The organism is bacterium, from assembly GCA_016873475.1.
Classification (GTDB): Bacteria; Krumholzibacteriota; Krumholzibacteriia; order JACNKJ01; family JACNKJ01; genus VGXI01.
Genome location: VGXI01000009.1, coordinates 18771 through 35798, shown reverse-complemented (window position 1 = coordinate 35798; position 17028 = coordinate 18771). Strand labels below are relative to the sequence as shown.

Sequence of the window (17028 nt, the reverse complement as noted above, 5' to 3'; positions counted from 1 at the left end):
GGCGAGATCGGCGTCCGCATGCGCACGGCGTAGCGCGGCGAGAGCCGCCGGGCCGAGGAAGGTGCCGCCGAACAGCTCGCGTCCCGTCGACTTCGGCGGCGGCCGCTGGAACCAGGGCTCGGCCAGCCACTGGGCGAGCAGGTCGGGCAGCACGCGCCCACGCGCGGCGAGGCGGCCGTCCCGATCGCAGGGCTCACCCGTGGCCAGGCGCGCGAGGCTGTCGAGCAGGGTGTTGCCCGGCCCGGTGTCCCAGGCGCGCACCCCCTCGACGCCGCGACCCGGCGGCAGCAGCGTGAGATTGGCAATGCCGCCGATGTTGAGCAGGACGCGGGTCTCGCGCGCGTCGCGGTGGAGCAGCGCGTCGGCGAGCGGCACCAGCGGCGCGCCCTGGCCGCCCGCGAGCACATCGGGCAGGCGGAACTCGCCCACCGTCGGCAGGCCGCTCAGGGTAGCGAATGCGGCCGGGCTGCCGATCTGGAAGCTGAGGCCGGCGCCCTCGGGATCGTGCCAGAGGGTCTGGCCCGGGAAGCCGGCAAGGTCGGCGATGGGCGCGGGGAAGACCGCGCGCACGAAGTCCGCGAAGGCGCGCGCGAGGCCGACGTGCAGGGCGGCGAAGTCCGCGGCGCTCCTCGCCTCGCCCCGGATGAGCGCCTCCGCCTCGGCCCGCAGCGCGGGCGGATAGGGCGTTTCGCGATGGTCCAGCAGCTCCCAGGCCTCCAGCCCTGCCGCGCCGCAGCGCAGGCGCAGGCGCGCGCCGTCGAGGCCGTCCAGGCTCGTGCCGCACATGAGACCGAGGACGGTCCACTCCCCGCTGCCGCTGAAGCGTGACATGCGGGCATGTGAGCATCGATCGCGAGGGCTGTCAATCGCGGGCCTGCGCGCTGCGCGCGAGCGCGAGGTCCACCCAGAGCGCGCCGCTCAGACGGCCATCATCGCGCCGCGCGCCCCGTGCGCTGAGCAGGAGACGGCGGCCGGCACTGCCCACGGGCAGGCGCGCCGCGAGCTGCCAGCCGCTGCCGGCGAGCGCCCGCGTTTCGCTCTCGGCCGCGAGTCCGGGCGCGGCGTCGCTCCCGCTGGCGACGAGGAAGGCCGGCGCGCCGGGCTCGAGCTCGTGGCGCAGCAGCGAAAGCCGCAGGCGCGGCAGTCCCGGCAGCGGCGCTCGCAGCTGGAAGAGACTGCCCACGCCCTGCTCGCCGAAGCGACGCCGCCAGGCGAGCGCGCGGCCGCCCGCGCTCTCGAGGTTCACCGCCAGTTCCTGGCGGAGCGCGAGACGCGAGACGGCGCGCGGAAAGCCGGGCGCGGCGGGGATCGCCTCCGTGCGGCGCTCCTCGACCTGGCGCAGTTCCAGGGCGAGGCGCAGGGGGGCCAGGCGGCCCGTCTGCTCGAGGCAGAGCGCGCTCTCGCTGCGGCGCAGGCCGGGCGCGAGCCCCAGCCCCTGCCGCAGCCGGCGGGCGAGGCGCCAGTGCCAGTCGCCCGGCCCGGTGAGCGCGAGCGCAGCGTGCAGCTCCTCGCCCGGCGCTCCGCCCAGCCACCCGCTCGGCGCGGGCCGCGGCTGCGGCCCGCCGAGCAGGAGCCCCTCGACGCCGAGCGCGAGCCCGCGAGCGCTGGTCGCGGGCGCCAGCGCGAGCCGCCAGGCCAGCGCCCGGCGCAGCGGCGCTGCCGGAGGCGCGAGCAGTCCGGCCTCGATCTGCAGGCCGGCGCTGCCCTCGCGCCGCGGGAGGGCAAGGCCGGCCGCGAGCCCCGGCGCCGCCGGCGCCGCGAGCAGGTCGAGGCTGAGCGCGCGCCAGCCCAGGCCCAGCAGGCCGCGGGGGGCCTCGCCCACGGCCGCGGGCGCCAGGACGGCCACCGCCACGCGGCTCCGCCCCGCGTGGGCAAGGTAGAGGCCCGCGGCCAGCGGCGAGCGCTGCGTCGAGGGCGCCAGGGGCAGCCAGCGCGCGCTGGGCGGCCGTGGATTGCCGAGGCCGGCGCGCCCGCGCCGGCCCAGCAGCAGACCGCTGCCCCAGTCGCCGCCCAGACCGCCGGCCACGAGGCGCCAGCGGCCCTCCCCGGCCGCGAGGGCCCCCCGCGGCCGGCCCTGCCCCTGGGTGCCCGCGAGACCCAGGCGCCAGCTGCCCAGGGCCAGACTGGCCCCGAGACGCGCGGGCCGCCAGCCCTCGCCGTCCAGTCCCCCGCCCAGGCTGAGCCCCGTCCGGCCGGGCAGGGCACCGAGTTCGGGCGGCGCCTCCGCCTCCAGGGGCAGGGCCTCCTCCGCCCGCGCGCGGGCGCCGGGCGCCGCCAGGACGACCGCCACAAGTGCAAGCATGAGAGCAAGTCGTGGAATGGACTTCATCTAGCGCACCAGGAAGCGCAGGCCGTGGCTCGCGCCCAGTTCGGCGTGGAAGCGCTCCTCGACAGCCAGCCCCCAGCGCTCACCGCCCCAGCGCAGGGCCAGCCCCTGCCAACCCGGCCAGTTGGCCAGCAGGGCGATCTCGAGCGGCCCCTGGCGGCGCTCGAGCGAGAGGCCGTCCTCGGCGCCGAGGGGACCGCCGGGGCGGCGCCAGAGGCGCAAGGTCCAGGGCCCTTCGGCGAGGCTGAGGCCGAGCTGGGTGCCGGCCGAGCGCGGAGCGAGGCCGGGGCCCGGCGCCCCTGCGAGGCGGGCGCTCAGGCTGAGCACGGGCCGCCGCCCCAGGGCGGCCAGCAGCGACAGCTCGCCGGCGGCGCGCCCGGCGTCCAGCTGCTCGCTGCCGGCGGCAAGCCCGAGGACCAGGCCGGACCCCAGTGGCCTCAGCGCCCGCGCGCCCAGGCGCCAGGCCCCGACGGGTCCCCAGTCCTGGCGGCTCGCGGCCAGGGCGAGCCGGAAGCCGCCGGGCGCTGCGGCCAGCTCCAGCTCGTGCACCGTGGCCGGCAGGCCGTGCGGGCGCCAGCTCCCGAGCAGGAGGCGCGGTTGCCAGGGCGCGAGGCCGTCCAGGGCCGCCTGGGCGTCGCGCGGGGAGCGCTCGGGAAAGAGGCTGAAGAGCTGGGCCCGGGCGGGCCGGGCGCCGAGTGCGAGCGCGAGGAGCGCTGCGAGCGCGAGGGCCGGACGCCGGCCTCGCGCGCCGGGGCGGCGGACCGGGGCCGCGCTCACCGCAGGACCGCGCGGCGCAGGCCGATCACGGCGCGCTGCTCGCGGCGCGCGCCGGCGGCGTCCTGCCAGCGCGCGAGCAGCGGGTAGGCGCCGTCGGCCAGGGCCTGACCCTGCGCGTCTCGCCCGTCCCAGACGAGGCGCGCGAGACCGGCGCCCAGGCTGCCGGACAGCGCCTGCACGGGACGCCCAGCCGCATCGAAGATGCGCAGCTCGAGCGCCTCGCCCGGCGCCCGCAGGTCCACCCAGAGGCGCTCGCGATCGGGATCGAAGGGATTGGGCGCGAGACGGAGGCCGGCGGTCGCGGCCGGCGCGGGAGCGCCGCTGCCCGCCAGCGGACTCGCGCCGACCGGGCAGGGCGCCCAGGGTGCGCAGCCGCCCGCGCCGAAATCGACGACGCGCTCGAGGCTGACGCCGCGCGCGGGGATCCAGTCGCCGCGGTAGAGCAGCGCATCCGCGCGCCGGCCGTCGGGGCTGTCCAGGCGCAGGCCATCGGTCCAACCGGGGGCTTGCGCCGCGCTGCCGGCGTTGGCGAGGCTGGGCCAGGGCGAGAGCGCGAGCACGCGTCCGGGATCGAGCCCCGGTTCCGCCGCGAGCAGGGCCTCGCGATCCGCGCAGAGGAGCAGGCGCTCGCCCGCGGCCAGGGGCGGCGGCCGGAAGCGCGCCTCGCTGCCGCCGAGGTCGGCGAGCCGGAAGTCCTCGAACCCGCTGATGGGTTCGCGCGCGCGGCACTCCACCCACTCGCTCGCGCCCGTGAGCGGCGCGAAGAGCACCTCGTCGAGGACGAGCGGTCCCAGGCCCACGCGCAGGGGCAGGCTGAGGCTGTCGGCCGCCGCTCCCGCCGGGTCCTGCAGCACGAGTGCGAGCGCGTGCTCGCCGGCCGGCAGCGCAGGCAGCGGAATCCGCGCGCTCGCCCGCTCCCCCGCGGCGGCTGCGGGCAGCGCGCCGCGCGCCTGCCCGTCCACGGCGAGGACGAGCGACGAGGGCCAGGCGGCGGCCCCGGTGTTCGCGGCGCGCACCGTGAGGCTGCAGGGCGCGCCGGGCGCGATCGGCAGCCAGGGCGGCGTCACCGCCTCGAGCGCGGCGCGGAAGGCGGGCAGGTTCAGGGCGCCGGGGCTGGGCGGCGCGGCGAACCAGTCGAGGGCGTTCTGGTTCGTGTCGACGCCGTCGGGCTGGCGCGCCAGGGATAGCCCCGTCGGGTCCGGCGCCGGCCAGGCCTCGTAGAGCGCGGGGTCCAGCCCGTCGCCGTAACCCAAGAGGTCGAGGGTCTCTCCGCCCAGGCGCAGGCGGATCGCTTCGGGTCCGTTCTGCAGATCGAGCGCGAGCACGACGTCCGCGCCGGGCACGCCCGCCTCGGCCAGCAGGAAGAGCGCGCCGGGCGCCAGGCGCAGCTCGCCGCTCCAGAGCAGCTCCCAGGCGCCCGGATTGGCGCCGTTGCAGAACTCGAGGCGCACCGGCGCGAGGGCGAGGCTCTCGGCGCCGGCCGCGAAGAGCTCGACGAACTCGCCGTCGCCGTCCGTGCCTTCGGGATCGTAGAGCACCTCGTTGAGGACGAGGCCCGCGCGGGCGGGCTTATCAAGCAGGAACCAGAGCACGAGCGCGAGCAGGAAGAGAACAAGGAGCAGACGGCGCGCGACGAGCCCGCTGTCCATGGCGACCTCCCGACCCCGCCGCGGCGGGCCGGGTCGCCGGCGCTCGCGCGGGGCCTAGACCATGCCGAATCGCTTCCGCAGCCCCCACTCGCTGCCGAGGAGGGCGAGAAGGAGGAGGAAGGCCAGGGGGTGCTGCCACAGGCGCAGGATCCGCCGGCTCGTGCTCGAGCGCGGCGTGAAGTCGAGCGCCGCCTCGAGCGCGCCCAGGTCCTCGGCGGCGATCAGGCGGCCGCCCGTCTGCCCAGCCAGCCAGCGCAGGGTCTCCGGGCGGGCAGCCAGTTCGAGCAGCTCGCGCGGCGGCGTCTGCACGGGCAGCTCGAGGCTGCGCGCGAGCGTCTCGCCGCTCGCCAGGCGCGCGCGCAGCGCGAGGCGGTAGACCCCTTCGGGCAGCGCCGGCAGCTGGGCCGCGAAGGCCGCGCCCGCGCGCGCGAAGGGCCCCGCCGCGAGCAGGCTGTCGCCCGCGGGCCGCGCGAGGCTCCAGTCCAGCTCGGCATCGGCGAGGGGCCGGAAGTCCGGATCGAAGACCTCCGCGCGCAGGCGGCCGGGCTGTCCGGCCGCGAGCGGCTCCTCGCCCCAGTCCACCACCAGGCGCGCCGGCGGATCCTCGCGCGCGAGCCAGCGCAGGAGGCCCGAGAACAGCTCCTCGTAGAGCGGCGCGCCGGTCTCTCCGTGCAGCGGCCAGCGCCAGAGGCCGCGGCCGCTGCAGACGGCAATGCGCTGGCCGCCCAGCTCGCGCGCGACGAGCAGCGGCCCCGCCGCGGCGACCAGCAGCTCACGGCCCCCGGCGAGCGGATTCGCGCTCGCGCATTCGATGGCCGGCAGCGCCGCCGGATCCGTGCCCAGGGCAAGGGCGCCCTGCAGGGCCGCATGGTGCGCCGCGTCGGCGCCCCAGCGCAGCCGCGGCTCGAGCTCGGCGCCGGCCGCGCGCCCGGCGCGCGGCAGCGCCAGCTGCCAGCGCTCGGGCAAGCGCGCGCTGCCGGCCTGCTCCAGGAAGCCGCCGAGCACCAGTGCCCCGCCGCGCAAACGCAAGCGCTCGAGCAGGTCCGGGGCCCAGCCCGCCTGCCAGGAGTGCAGGACCAGGCCGTGCCACTCCTCGGTCGCGGGCGACCAGGGCCGCCCCGTGGCCGCTTCGCGCAGCGCGCCCGTCGGGCCCGGCGTCACCGCGACCAGCTCGAGGGACTCCTCGCCGCGCAGGCCGTCGAGGAGAGCGCCGAGATCCCAGTCGGGCCGGCCCGCGAGCACGAGCACGCGCAGCCGGCTCTCGACGACGCGCACCGCGAGCAGCCGCCGGTCGTTGGCGGGCGCGGCGTCGGGGCTGCCCGCGCGCTCGATCGCCAGCGTCAGCAGGTGCTCGCCAACGCCCTCGAGCGCGAGCGGCAGCTCGATGCGCGCTCGCGTGTCGCCGGGCTCGAGCAGCCACTCCGTGTCGGCGAGCAGGCGCTCGCCCTCGCGGACGCTCAGCCGGCCCGCACGCGGCGCGTCGCCGGTGGCGACGATCTCGACCGCGAGCGGCAGGCGCGCGCCCTTGCGCAGCACGGGCAGCGCCTCGACCCGATCCAGGCGCAGGTCGGCAGGCGGCACGCTGTCGCCGAGAACGATCCCGTGCAGCGGCCGGCCGCCGCGCAGAGCGCCGGCCCAGAGGCCGCCTTCGGTGTCGCAGCCGTCGCTGATGACGAGCAGGGCCTCGCCCGGCTCGGCCGGCGGCAGCCCCGCCAGCGCGGCGCCGATGTCCGTCACCGGCGCCACGGCCGAGGCGGGCAGTTCGCCCGCGAGCAGCCCAGCGCCGAAGGCCACGGGGGCGAGGCGCAGCCGCTCGCCGTAGCGCTCGCCCAGCGCCGACAGCAGCTCCCGCGCCCGGGCGTAGCGGCTCGGACTGCCGCCGCTCGCTCCCACCGGGCGCTGCATGCTCGCCGAGGCGTCGACGAGCACGCGCAGCAGCGGCGCCTCCCTCCGCTGGCGATCGAGCACGAGATCGAGGCCCCCGAGCATGAGCGCGAGCAAGAGGGATGCCGCCAGGCGAAGCGCGAGCAGGAGGCGGCGCTGGCCGGCGCCCAGCGGACTCAGGCTGCGCCGGTAGGACCAGACCGACCAGCCGCAGAGCGCGAGCGCGGCGATCAGCGCGGACAGGGGAGCGGCCAGGTGGGTCTCGAGTGCCACGGGATCCGTCGCCTCCGGATGGTGCGGTGACGCCTGGAGGCGTCGGTGCGCGGTCTAGTCGTCGCCGGCCTTGTCGTTCCCGACGCGCAGCAGGGAGAGGCCGCGGCCGGCCGCGTCGTCGCGCCGGAGCGGGTTGGCCGGGTCCAGGCGCAGAGTCCAGCCGCCGCTGTCCTCCACGGCCAGTAGGTAGCCGTACTCGCCGGGCGCGAGCCTCAGCGTCAGTTCCCAGCGGCCGTCCTCCAGGCGCCGGAAGGGATGGCGCTGGGGGTTCCAGTCGTTGAAGTCCCCCGCCGCGTAGACGGCCAGCGCCTCGCCCCGGTACTCGAGGCGGACAGCCGCCGCATCGCCCGCCCAGATCGTCAGGGGGGCCTGGGCCGGCCGCGCGCAGGCTACCCCGGCCAGCCCGGCGATGAGCAGGAAGCGGAGGATCGGGCGCATGCCGGAGCTCCTTTCGCGCAGCGGCCCACCGGGATCGCTGCCCGGCGCCGGGCCGGGTCGCCGCTCAAGCCCGCCGCAGCTCAGCATAGAGGTTCCGGCCGAGCAAGGCGAGTTGCAGGCTGACCAGCACCTGCAGCCCGCCGAGGGCGGGCGGGATCCAGCGCCGCAGCGCGGCGGCGCCCTCGCCCGAACCGAGGAGGAGCAGCAACACGAGGAGGCCGTACTGCAGCACGTAGAAGAGGCGGCCGGCGAAGGTGGCGCGCACGGGCAGGTAGCCGGCGAAGAGCCGCAAGCCGAGTGCGCCGCCGGCCAGCAGGGCGTAGCGCAGACCCGCCAGGGCGACGACCCAGCCGGGCAGCGCGCCCGCCAGCGCGAGAGCCGCCAGCGCGCTGCCGCAGAAGAGCGCATCGATACTCGGGTCGGCCACGCGGCCGAGCTGGGTCACCTCGTCCAGGCGCCGGGCGAGGGCGCCGTCCAGCCAGTCGCTGAGCGCCGCCAGGAGGACGACGGCCCCGGCCATGACCAGCCGGCCCGCGAGCACGAGACTGATCACGAGGGGCACCGCGAGCAGCCGCAGCAAGGTGATCTTCGTCGCGAGGTTCAGACGCGCGAGGGGGCGCCCCGCATCGCTGTAGAGCAGGTGCAGACCGCGGGTGAAGACGGCGCCGACGGCCAGGCCCCAGGGCAGAGCGAGGGCGAAGTAGCCGGCGCCCAGGCGCGGCGGTCCCGGCCAGCGGGCGAGCAGCAGGGCCAGCGCCGCCTGGGCGGCGAGGGCGACCAGGAGCGTGCGCCGCAGCGAGCGGCGCAGCGCCGGCAGATCGAGGCGCGGCGCGGCAGGCCCGGCGGGCGGAACGCAGGGCGCCGCCGACCGCTCCCTGCGGCTGGCGGCGCGCAGGCTCCGCTCCCCGCTCAGTCCCCCACTCCCGAGGCCTGCAGGGCGGCGTGGGCCGCCGCCAGGCGGGCCACCGGTACCCGGTAGGGCGAGCAGCTCACGTAGTTGAGCCCCACCCGGTGGCAGAAGGCGACGCTGCTCGGGTCGCCGCCGTGCTCGCCGCAGATGCCCACCTTGAGACCGGGCCGGGCGGCGCGCCCCTTCTCGAAGCCCATGCGCACGAGCTGGCCGACTCCCGTTTGATCCAGGCGCGCGAAGGGATCGGCCGCATAGATCCCCTGCTCGACGTAGAAGGGCAGGAAGCGGCCGGCGTCGTCGCGGCTGAGGCCGAGGGCGGTCTGCGTGAGGTCATTGGTGCCGAAGGAGAAGAACTCCGCCTCGGCGGCGATCTCGTCGGCGGTCAGGGCGGCGCGCGGCAGCTCGATCATCGTGCCGATCAGGTACTCCACCTTCGTGCCCGTCTCGGCGAAGACTGCAGCCGCCGTCTCCTCCACGAGCTTGCGCTGCAGGGCGAGTTCCTTGACGTGGCCCACGAGCGGGATCATCACCTCGGGCAGCGGGCGCACGCCAGCGCGCTGCACCGCCACGGCAGCCTGGAAGATGGCGCGCGCCTGCATCGCCGTGATCTCCGGATAGACGATACCCAGGCGGCAGCCGCGGTGGCCGAGCATCGGGTTGGCTTCCTCGAGCTGCTCGACCTTGGCGGCCAGGCGCGCGGCCGGCACGCCGAGCTTGCGGGCGAGCTCGGCGATCTCCGCCTCCGTGTGGGGCAGGAACTCGTGGAGCGGCGGATCGAGGGTGCGGATCGTGACCGGCAGACCGTCCAGCGCCCGGAAGATGCCCTCGAAGTCGGACTGCTGCATGGGCAGGATCTTGGCGAGGGCCGCCTCGCGGCCGGCGCGGTCCTCGGCGAGGATCATCTCGCGCACGGCATCGATGCGGTCGCCCTCGAAGAACATGTGCTCGGTGCGGCACAGGCCGATGCCCTTCGCCCCGAAGCGCCGGGCGACGGTGGCGTCGAGGGGCGTGTCGGCGTTCGTGCGCACGGCCAGGCGCGCGAAGTCGTCGGCCAGCTTCATGATCGTGTCGAACTGGCGGAAGAGCAGGCTGTCCGCGGGCGCCAGTTCCTCGTCGATGAGGACCTGGACGATCTCGCTCGGGCGCACCGGGATGCTGCCCGCCAGCACTTCGCCCGTGAGGCCGTCGATGCTGATCGCCTCGCCCTCGCGGAACTCGCGGCCGGCGACCCGAAGGACTGCGTGGGCATAGTCAATGTCGAGCGCGCCGCAGCCGGCGACGCAGCTCTTGCCCATGCCGCGGGCGACGACGGCGGCATGGCTGGTCATGCCGCCGCGGCTCGTCAGGATGCCCTCGGCCGCGTGCATGCCCTGGATGTCCTCGGGGCTGGTCTCGACCCGCACGAGCAGCACTTTCTCGCCCGCCGCGGCCCGCTTCACCGCCGCGTCGGCGCTGAAGACGATGGCCCCCGTCGCCGCGCCCGGGCCGGCGTTGAGGCCCCTGGCGAGCAGGCGGCCCGCCGCGATCGCCGCCGCCTTCGCCTTGCGGTCGAAGACGGGCAGCAGGAGCTGCGTGAGCTGGTTGGGGTCCACGCGCAGCACGGCCGTCTTGGCGTCGATCAGGCCCTCGCCGAGCATCTCCGCGGCGACGCGCACGGCCGCGAAGCCGGTGCGCTTGCCGTTGCGCGTCTGCAGCATCCAGAGGCGGCCCTTCTGGATGGTGAACTCGATGTCCTGCATGTCGCGGTAATGGCCCTCGAGCTTCTTGTAGATCGCGACCAGCTCCCGGTAGCAGGCGGGGAACTCCTCCTCGAGGCTGGGCAGCGGCCGCTCGGGATCCTTCGCCGCGATGTTCAGCGGCTGGGGCGTGCGGATGCCGGCGACGACGTCCTCGCCCTGGGCGTTCTTGAGGTACTCGCCGTAGAAGCGGTTGGCGCCGGTCGAGGGATCGCGCGTGAAGGCGACGCCCGTGGCGCAGTCGTCGCCCATGTTGCCGAAGACCATCGCCTGCACGTTGACCGCCGTGCCCCAGTCGGCCGGGATGTTGTTCAGCTTGCGGTAGGCGGCGGCGCGCGGGTTGTCCCAGCTGAGGAAGACGGCGTCGATGGCGCCCCAGAGCTGCGTCCAGGGATCCTCGGGGAACTCGCGCCCCGTCTCGCGCTTGACCAGGGCCTTGAACTCGCCGACCAGATCGCGCAGATCGTCGGCGGAGAGCTCGGTGTCGAGCTTCACGCGGCGGGCGTCCTTCTTGGCCTGGAGGAGCTGCTCGAAGGGATCGTGGTGCTCGCCGCGCACCTGCATGACGACGTCGCCGTACATCATCACGAAGCGGCGGTAGGAGTCGTAGGCGAAGCGGCGGGAGCCCTCGTCGTGGATGAGCCCCGCGATCGTCTCGTCGTTGAGGCCGATGTTCAACACCGTGTCCATCATGCCCGGCATCGAGGCGCGGGCGCCGCTGCGCACGGAGAGCAGCAGCGGCTGCTTGGGATCGCCGAAGGCGCCGCCCATCGCGCGCTCGATGGCGCGCACGCCGGCCTCGACCTGGTCGGCGAGGTCGGCGGGGCGCTGGTGGCCGTGGGCGCCGAACCAGTTGCAGACCTCGGTCGTGATCGTGAAGCCCGCCGGCACCGGAATGCCGAGCGCGGCCATTTCGGCCAGATTCGCGCCCTTGCCGCCGAGCAGGCTCTTCATGCTTGCGTTGCCCTCGGCGTTGCCGCCCCCGAAGGCGTAGACCTTCTTCTCGCTGATCTCGATCATGCTTCGCTCTCTCCTCGCAGTTTCAGATGGCCTGGGCGCGCTCGGGCCGGCCGACGAAGTCCAGGGTGGCCGAGAAGTGGCGCAGGAAGGGCGGCGCCTTGACGATGCGCATGCCCTGCAGGCTCGCCCGCTTCTGGTAGAGGTCCAGGATCGCCTGGGCCACGTAGTTCATGTGCATCGTCGTGTAGACGCGGCGCGGGATGGCCAGGCGCACCAGCTCCAGGCGCGCCGTGCGCTCGGCGCCCGTCGCGGGGTCCTTGCCGCCGAACATCAGGGTGCCGATCTCCACTCCGCGCACGCCGGACTCGATGTAGAGGTTCACAGCCAGCGACTGCCCGGGAAAGGCCGCCGGCGGAATGTGGGGCAGGAACTCGCCCGCATTCAGATAGACGGCGTGCCCGCCCGGCGGCTGCAGGATGGGCACGCCCCCCTGCGCGAGCTGCTCGCCGAGGTTGGCCACCTGACTGACGCGAAAGTGCAGGTAGCGCTCGTCGAGCACCTCGCGCAGGCCGCGGGCGATGGCCTCGAGATCCCGGCCCGAGAGCCCGCCGTAGGTGGGGAAGCCCTCGACCAGGATGAGCAGGTTGCGGATGCGCTCGGCCAGCTCCCCGTCGCGCATGGCGAGGAAGCCGCCCATGTTGACCATGCCGTCCTTCTTGGCGCTCATCGTGCAGCCGTCGACGTAGCCGAACATCTCGGCGACGATCTCCGGGATGCTGCGCCCGGCGTAGCCCGGCTCGCGGGTCTTGATGAAGTAGGCGTTCTCGGCGAAGCGGCAGGCATCGAAGAAGAGCGGCAGCCCGTGGGCGCGGCAGACGGCGCTGACCGCGCGGATGTTCGCCAGCGAGACCGGCTGGCCGCCACCGCTGTTGTTGGTCACCGTCAGCATCACGAGCGGGATGCGCGCCGTGCCGACCCGCGCGATCAGGGCCTCCAGGGCCGCCACGTCCATGTTGCCCTTGAAGGGCGCGCTGAGGTGCGGGTCCTTGCCCTCGGCGCAGAGGAGGTCCAGCGCCTCGGCGGCGTGGACCTCGACGTTCGCGCGTGTCGTGTCGAAGTGGCTGTTGTTGGGGACGACCATCCCCGGCTCGAGGACGGTCGAGAAGAGCAGGTTCTCCGCCACGCGGCCCTGGTGGACGGGGATCACGTGCTCGAGGCCGAAGATCTCGCGCACGGCCGTCTCGAAGTTGAAGTAGTTCCGGCTGCCGGCGTAGGACTCGTCACCGAGCATGATGCCGGCCCACTGGTTGTCGCTCATCGCGCTGGTGCCGGAGTCCGTGAGAAGGTCGATGTAGATCTCGTCCGCGCGCAGCTTGAACAGGTTGAAGCCGGCCCGGGCGATCGCCGCCGCCCGCTCCTCGCGGCTGATGGCGGTGATCGGCTCGACGACCTTCACCTTGAAGGGCTCGATGTAGCGCTCCATCCCAACCTCCAGACTAGTCCAGGACCGGCACGGCCGGTGGCAAGGCCTCCGGCAGGACGCTGAGCGCTCCCGTCACCCGCCCGGCCGCGTTAACTTGCGCAGGATCCCGCCAACTCGCCAGCGCGGCAAGCGCTTTTGCGTCGAGAATTCCCCAGCGCGCGAGCAGGGCGCAGACGAGGGGCGGCACGACGCGCTCGGCGCCGGCGGCTGCCCCCCACGAGCTCGGGGTGGGCGGCCAGGGCGCCGCGCAGGCGCGCCAGGGCCGCCGCCTAGGGCAGCTCGGGCCTGGGCAGGCCCGCCGGGGGCGGCCCCGCCGCCAGGCGCCGGCGTGGCGAGACTCCGGCCAGTCGCCGCGCGTGAGCACTGCCAGGTTCTGCCAGGGGGCCGACGGCATCGAGCTCAGCGCTTCGTCAGGTGGAAGATGTCGACCAGGATGTGGTCGAAGAGACCGCGGGCGTCGGCCGGGGCGAGGAAGTAGGGCGTGAAGCCGAGCACGACGCTGGGCGTCTCGGGGTGGACGACACTGACGAGCCCGTTCATCTGCGGCCGATTCGGGCCCAGGCTGTAGTGGGCCTCGTTGTAATGGGTGCCGTCGCTGCGCAGGAAGGGATGGCTGGCGCTGGGAGCGGTGCCCCAGCGCGTCGTCGAGTCGGCGGGGATGTAGTTGAGCAGGCGCCGATACTGGCCGCTGCGCAGCACCAGCGGCGGCTCGTAGGCCGCCGCGAAACGCTCCCAGTTGTAGATCTCGCCTTCGCCGATGCCGAACTCGACGTGGTTGGCGCCGCTCGGGTCCTCCCAGTCGTCCGGGTTGTTGAAGATGGGCCCGGCCGCGGCGAACCAGGCGTAGACCTCGGGGCGGAAGCGCAGGGTGTCGGGCGGCACCCAGCCGGTGCTGATCGGATAGTCCGCCTGCTCCTCGCCCGCGTAGCCTAGCCCGGTCAGCCCCCAGAAGGTGCGGGTGTTGCGCAGGTCCACGTTGGCGCCCGGGTAGTAGCGCGGATTGGGATCGACCGCCTTCGTCACCGCGTCGAGACCGAGGTGCCGCCAGGGCAGGAACCGCTGCACGGCCGCCGTCGATTCGTTCACCGAGCCGCCCGAGTAGCCGAGGTGCTTGAGGAAGGCGAGCGGCGACTTGCGCTCGTAGTTGCCGGTCTGCATCTGGCTCGGCAGGGGCAGCATCGCGAAGACGGGGTAGACGCCGCAGAGCAGGAGCTGTCCGCCGCGCTCGAGGAAGGCGCTGACGTAGTCGAAGGGCACCGCGCCCTGCACGGTGTAGGGGTCGATCATCGCCGCGATGCGCGCCAACCCCGAGGCGCCGGGTTCCCCTTCGCGCACTTCCCAGATCACGCGCCGGTAGGCGGCCAGCACCTGGATGTAGGGCGCGCGGTCGACGATCGTCACGCGGAAGAAATCGCGCCCGACCACGAAATCGGGGTACTCCCCGAGGATCGCCTCCCACCACGCGAGCTGCTGCGCGTTGTCGTGCGGGAAGGTGCCCCAGGTGAAGGGCGGCCCCAGCGGCCAGCCCTGGTAGGGATTGGCAACGGGCGTGTTGTCGTAGTCGTCGACGAGCAGCAGGTCGTAGTCCATCGTGAAGGGGACCACGACGAAGCGGTAGACGATCCGCGTCGCCCGCCCGCTGTAGTCGCGCGCCTCGAGGGTGAAGCTGTGCGTGCCGCTGGGGAAGCTCGCCGCGGTCGCCGTGTTGCCGAGCGACCAGCTCGACCACTCCTCGTCATTGCTCACGTCGAGGATGTCCCAACCATAGCGGTAGCCGGTGATCTCGCTGCCGTACTCACCCGCCGACGCCGACCAGGTGAGGTTCAGCGGCTGGTCGGCGGCGATGCTGTAGTCCCAGGTCATGTCGTGGCTGGAGACGTTGGTGCCCAGCGAGGCCTCGCGAATCACCAGGCGCGGCTGCAGGCTGCCGACGATGCGCAGCTTGCGCAGGTTCTTGCCGTCCTGGAAGTGGCTCGTGATGGCGCCGGCCTCGTCCTTGGCCTGGACGAAGAACAGGTAGTAGCCGGCATTGCCGCCCTGCGAGACCGGCGTCAGGTCTTCGACGAGCGCCTGGCGGCCGCCGATGGCGGGATTGAGGCTGTCGACCTCGTTCCAGTGGCGCCAGGGGCTCCACAGGGCAGGCGGGAATTCGAGGAGCAGGCCGCTCTGCTGGTTGTTCAGGCCGAGGTCTCCCCGCAGGAGCAGCGCGAAGCGCGTCGAATCGGGCTCGATCACCGTGCCGTTGCCCACCGAGTCGTTGCCCGTCCAGCGGAAGAAGATGTCCGGGGGCAGGCCGTCGTAGCCGCCGACCCCGCCCAGATCGAGCGGGAAGACGATCTTGACCTCGGGCGCGATGTTCGTCGCCGTGAAGCTGCGGTGCTCGGGCAGCCGCGACCAGAGGCCGGCCTCGTCGACCGCGCGGATGAAGAAGGTGTGCTGGGCGCGGAAGAGGAAGCGGTCGCCGTAGAGGTAGATCGAGTCCGCGGGGTTGCTGGCCGGATCGGGGATCGAGTCCGCCGTCACCGAGAAGATGCTGTCGTGCGCCCAGACGTCCTGCCACTCGTAGCCCAGAGCCGCCAGGCGTGCGTAGATGTCCTCGTCGATGAGCAGTGACCCGGTGATCTCATCGTCGGTGATCAGGAACTGGTAGCGGTCCACGCGCCCATCCGGGTCGTGCCCGTTCCAGTAGAAGTGAACCCGGTAGTTGGCGTCCGGCTCCCCCTCGAGGGGGCCGCTCGAGAGGTGGATGATCGGCGCCCGGTTCGCGAGCGGGACGTCGTCGTACTCGGCGCTGCAGCCGGCCAGGGCGATCGCCACCGCCAGCAGCAGCGGCTCCACGCTGCGCCACCGACGCCGAACGCTCGCCATCGATCCTCCTCGGCCAGCGGCCGGGGCCCCGAGCCGCGCCCCGGAAGCTAGCGGATGATCACCAACCGGCCGTACTCCTCGTCGTCCCCGGCGCCCTCGGCGCGGTAGAGGTAGACCCCCGACGCCACCAGCTCGCCCTGCTGGTTGCGCGTGTCCCAGACGATGTTGCACGTGCTCGGATCGCGGTTCTCGGCCTCGAACAGGAGGTCGCCCGCGAGGGAGTAGACCCTGAGGGTCGTCTGGGCGGTGACCCCCACGAAGCGCACCACGGCGCCCGGGAAGTTGTGGTAGTTCGGGTCGTCGAAGGCGCTCTTGCCCGAGCGCAGCGGGTTGGGTACCGCGTAGACGCTGCGCTCGAGCTTGTCGTCGGCCGGCTTGTTGAAGACCAGGCTCTGCGCCACCGTGTGCAGCGATTCTTTGGGCGTGCTGCTGAGCAGGTAGTGGTTGTTCTCGCCGCTGTTCGGCCGGAAACCGCGATCGAAGGTGGTGATGGCGTAGTTGTAGGCGAAGCCGTTGTGCACGTCGAAGTCGAGGAAGAGCAGCTCGTCGCTGCCCGCGAAGACCGGCGTCAAGGTGGCGGGATCGTAGCCGTAGTAAGGCGGCGGCGCCGTGGGGCTGAACTCCCCGCCGATCCACCACCAGTACTCCTTGTCGCGCTCCTCGTTGTAGGAGATCTTCCAGATGTTCACCCACCCCTCGCCGCTTCCCGCCAGCTCACGCCAGACGAGGTAACCGTCGATCTCCTCGACGACGAGCCGCCAGCGGAACTGATCGCCCATCACGCCCGGCGAGAAGGAGACGTAGAGGCCGTAGGCGGACGGATCGGTCTCGGGATTCCAGGTGCCGCTCGGATACCAGGCGTCCGGGAAGAGCCCGTGGGCGCAGTGGATGTTCGTCTCGTCCAGCCGCACCGAGTCGGCGGCGACGCGCGTGTAGCGGGAGTAGAGGTTGATGCGTCCGCTGAGCCGGGCATCGCCCGGCGCGTAGCTGTGCTCGATGTCCGGGCCGTAGGATTCCTTCCAGCTCAGGATGCTCGTGATCGTGATGCTGCCGCCGATCGGCGTGAAGTACTGGGGCGTGTCGTACCAGCGCTCGCCGCCCACCGTGTGACTGCTCGCGCTCCAGGCCTGCAGATCGGGATCGAGCGGGCTGAGCACGCGATCGCCCTGGAAGCGCGCGCCGAAGCTGTACTCGAAGGTGAAGACCTGGTCGCGGCTGCCCGTGTACCGGCCGTAGACGCTCATCCGCGGCGAGACGAGGACGGTGTCCGCCGGCGTGCTGCCCGCCGGATCGGGCACCCACACGCCGCCGGAACGCAGCGATGGCGCCCGCACGATCTGCGTGCTCGCCGGCCGCGCCCAGCGGAAGCTCAGCATGTCGCGCGTGCGCCAGCCGATGGGCAGGAAGTAGTGCGCCGGCATCTCCTCGGTATCGTCGGGCTCGGCGGGGATGCCGAAGTAGCGGAATTCCGTCTCGACCGTGTAGTGGGCGTTGTCGACCTCGTCCAGGCGGGTGCCGCCGACCGGGTAGAAGGGAATCATCTCCCAGTCCGGACCGGGCAGGAGCAGCGTGTCGGCGAAGGCGGCCGGCGGCGGCATGTCCTCCGGATCGCAGAGCTGGGCCGGGGCCGTCCCCGCCAGGACGAGCAGGAGGGCGACGCCGATCGCCCCACGGGTGTGCCACGCGCTGTGTCTCTTCAAGTCTTCGTCCTCCCTCGCTCCGGC

12 protein-coding genes are annotated in these 17028 nt (G+C 73.8%); 1 reads left to right on the top strand and 11 read right to left on the bottom strand.

The window, feature by feature from the left end:
• The 9 genes from FJ251_01940 to FJ251_01900 form a co-directional block, all read right to left on the bottom strand.
• Positions 1-831: anhydro-N-acetylmuramic acid kinase (locus tag FJ251_01940; protein ID MBM4116492.1), on the bottom strand; the 831-nt coding region annotated here is incomplete at its 3' end.
• Positions 832-862: 31 nt separating this feature from the next.
• Positions 863-2302 (bottom strand): hypothetical protein, encoded by a 1440-nt coding sequence (locus FJ251_01935; GenBank protein MBM4116491.1) that lies wholly within the window; start codon positions 2300-2302, stop codon positions 863-865.
• 27 nt (positions 2303-2329) lie between these two features.
• Positions 2330-3103, bottom strand: coding sequence for a hypothetical protein (locus FJ251_01930; protein MBM4116490.1), 774 nt, complete (start codon positions 3101-3103; stop codon positions 2330-2332).
• Entirely contained in the window at positions 3100-4752 is a 1653-nt protein-coding gene (locus tag FJ251_01925; GenBank protein MBM4116489.1) for a hypothetical protein, read from the bottom strand. The genes FJ251_01930 and FJ251_01925 overlap by 4 nt, the downstream gene beginning before the upstream one ends.
• A gap of 54 nt (positions 4753-4806) precedes the next feature.
• The gene (locus FJ251_01920) at positions 4807-6909 is read right to left on the bottom strand and encodes a hypothetical protein (GenBank protein ID MBM4116488.1); all 2103 of its coding nucleotides are present in this window, start codon (positions 6907-6909) and stop codon (positions 4807-4809) included.
• Positions 6910-6963: 54 nt separating this feature from the next.
• Positions 6964-7755 (bottom strand): hypothetical protein, encoded by a 792-nt coding sequence (locus FJ251_01915; protein ID MBM4116487.1) that lies wholly within the window; start codon positions 7753-7755, stop codon positions 6964-6966.
• Positions 7412-8365 carry a hypothetical protein gene (locus FJ251_01910; protein ID MBM4116486.1) on the bottom strand — a complete coding sequence of 318 codons (954 nt, stop codon included), beginning with the start codon at positions 8363-8365 and terminating at the stop codon, positions 7412-7414. The genes FJ251_01915 and FJ251_01910 overlap by 344 nt, the downstream gene beginning before the upstream one ends.
• The gene (locus tag FJ251_01905; GenBank protein MBM4116485.1) at positions 8257-11004 is read right to left on the bottom strand and encodes a pyruvate, phosphate dikinase; all 2748 of its coding nucleotides are present in this window, start codon (positions 11002-11004) and stop codon (positions 8257-8259) included. The genes FJ251_01910 and FJ251_01905 overlap by 109 nt, the downstream gene beginning before the upstream one ends.
• A 31-nt stretch (positions 11005-11035) precedes the next feature.
• A complete protein-coding gene (locus FJ251_01900; protein ID MBM4116484.1) occupies positions 11036-12436 on the bottom strand; it encodes a tryptophanase in 1401 nt (466 codons plus the stop codon).
• 94 nt (positions 12437-12530) lie between these two features.
• Here FJ251_01900 and FJ251_01895 point away from each other — a divergent pair, with 94 nt between their 5' ends.
• Complete coding sequence (locus FJ251_01895) at positions 12531-12914, top strand: hypothetical protein (GenBank protein ID MBM4116483.1); 384 nt, start codon at positions 12531-12533, stop codon at positions 12912-12914.
• Here FJ251_01895 and FJ251_01890 read toward each other — a convergent pair.
• Complete coding sequence (locus tag FJ251_01890; protein MBM4116482.1) at positions 12836-15304, bottom strand: hypothetical protein; 2469 nt, start codon at positions 15302-15304, stop codon at positions 12836-12838. The genes FJ251_01895 and FJ251_01890 overlap by 79 nt on opposite strands.
• A gap of 47 nt (positions 15305-15351) precedes the next feature.
• A complete protein-coding gene (locus tag FJ251_01885; protein ID MBM4116481.1) occupies positions 15352-17004 on the bottom strand; it encodes a hypothetical protein in 1653 nt (550 codons plus the stop codon).
• Positions 17005-17028: the final 24 nt, after the last annotated feature.

Coding starts and splice junctions, on each gene's coding strand:
- FJ251_01900 (MBM4116484.1), bottom strand. CDS start 12,436: ATGGAGCGCTACATCGAGCCCTTCAAGGTGAAGGTCGTCGAGCCGATC.
- FJ251_01925 (MBM4116489.1), bottom strand. CDS start 4,752: ATGGACAGCGGGCTCGTCGCGCGCCGTCTGCTCCTTGTTCTCTTCCTG.
- FJ251_01935 (MBM4116491.1), bottom strand. CDS start 2,302: ATGCTTGCACTTGTGGCGGTCGTCCTGGCGGCGCCCGGCGCCCGCGCG.
- FJ251_01915 (MBM4116487.1), bottom strand. CDS start 7,755: ATGCGCTCTTCTGCGGCAGCGCGCTGGCGGCTCTCGCGCTGGCGGGCG.
- FJ251_01890 (MBM4116482.1), bottom strand. CDS start 15,304: ATGGCGAGCGTTCGGCGTCGGTGGCGCAGCGTGGAGCCGCTGCTGCTG.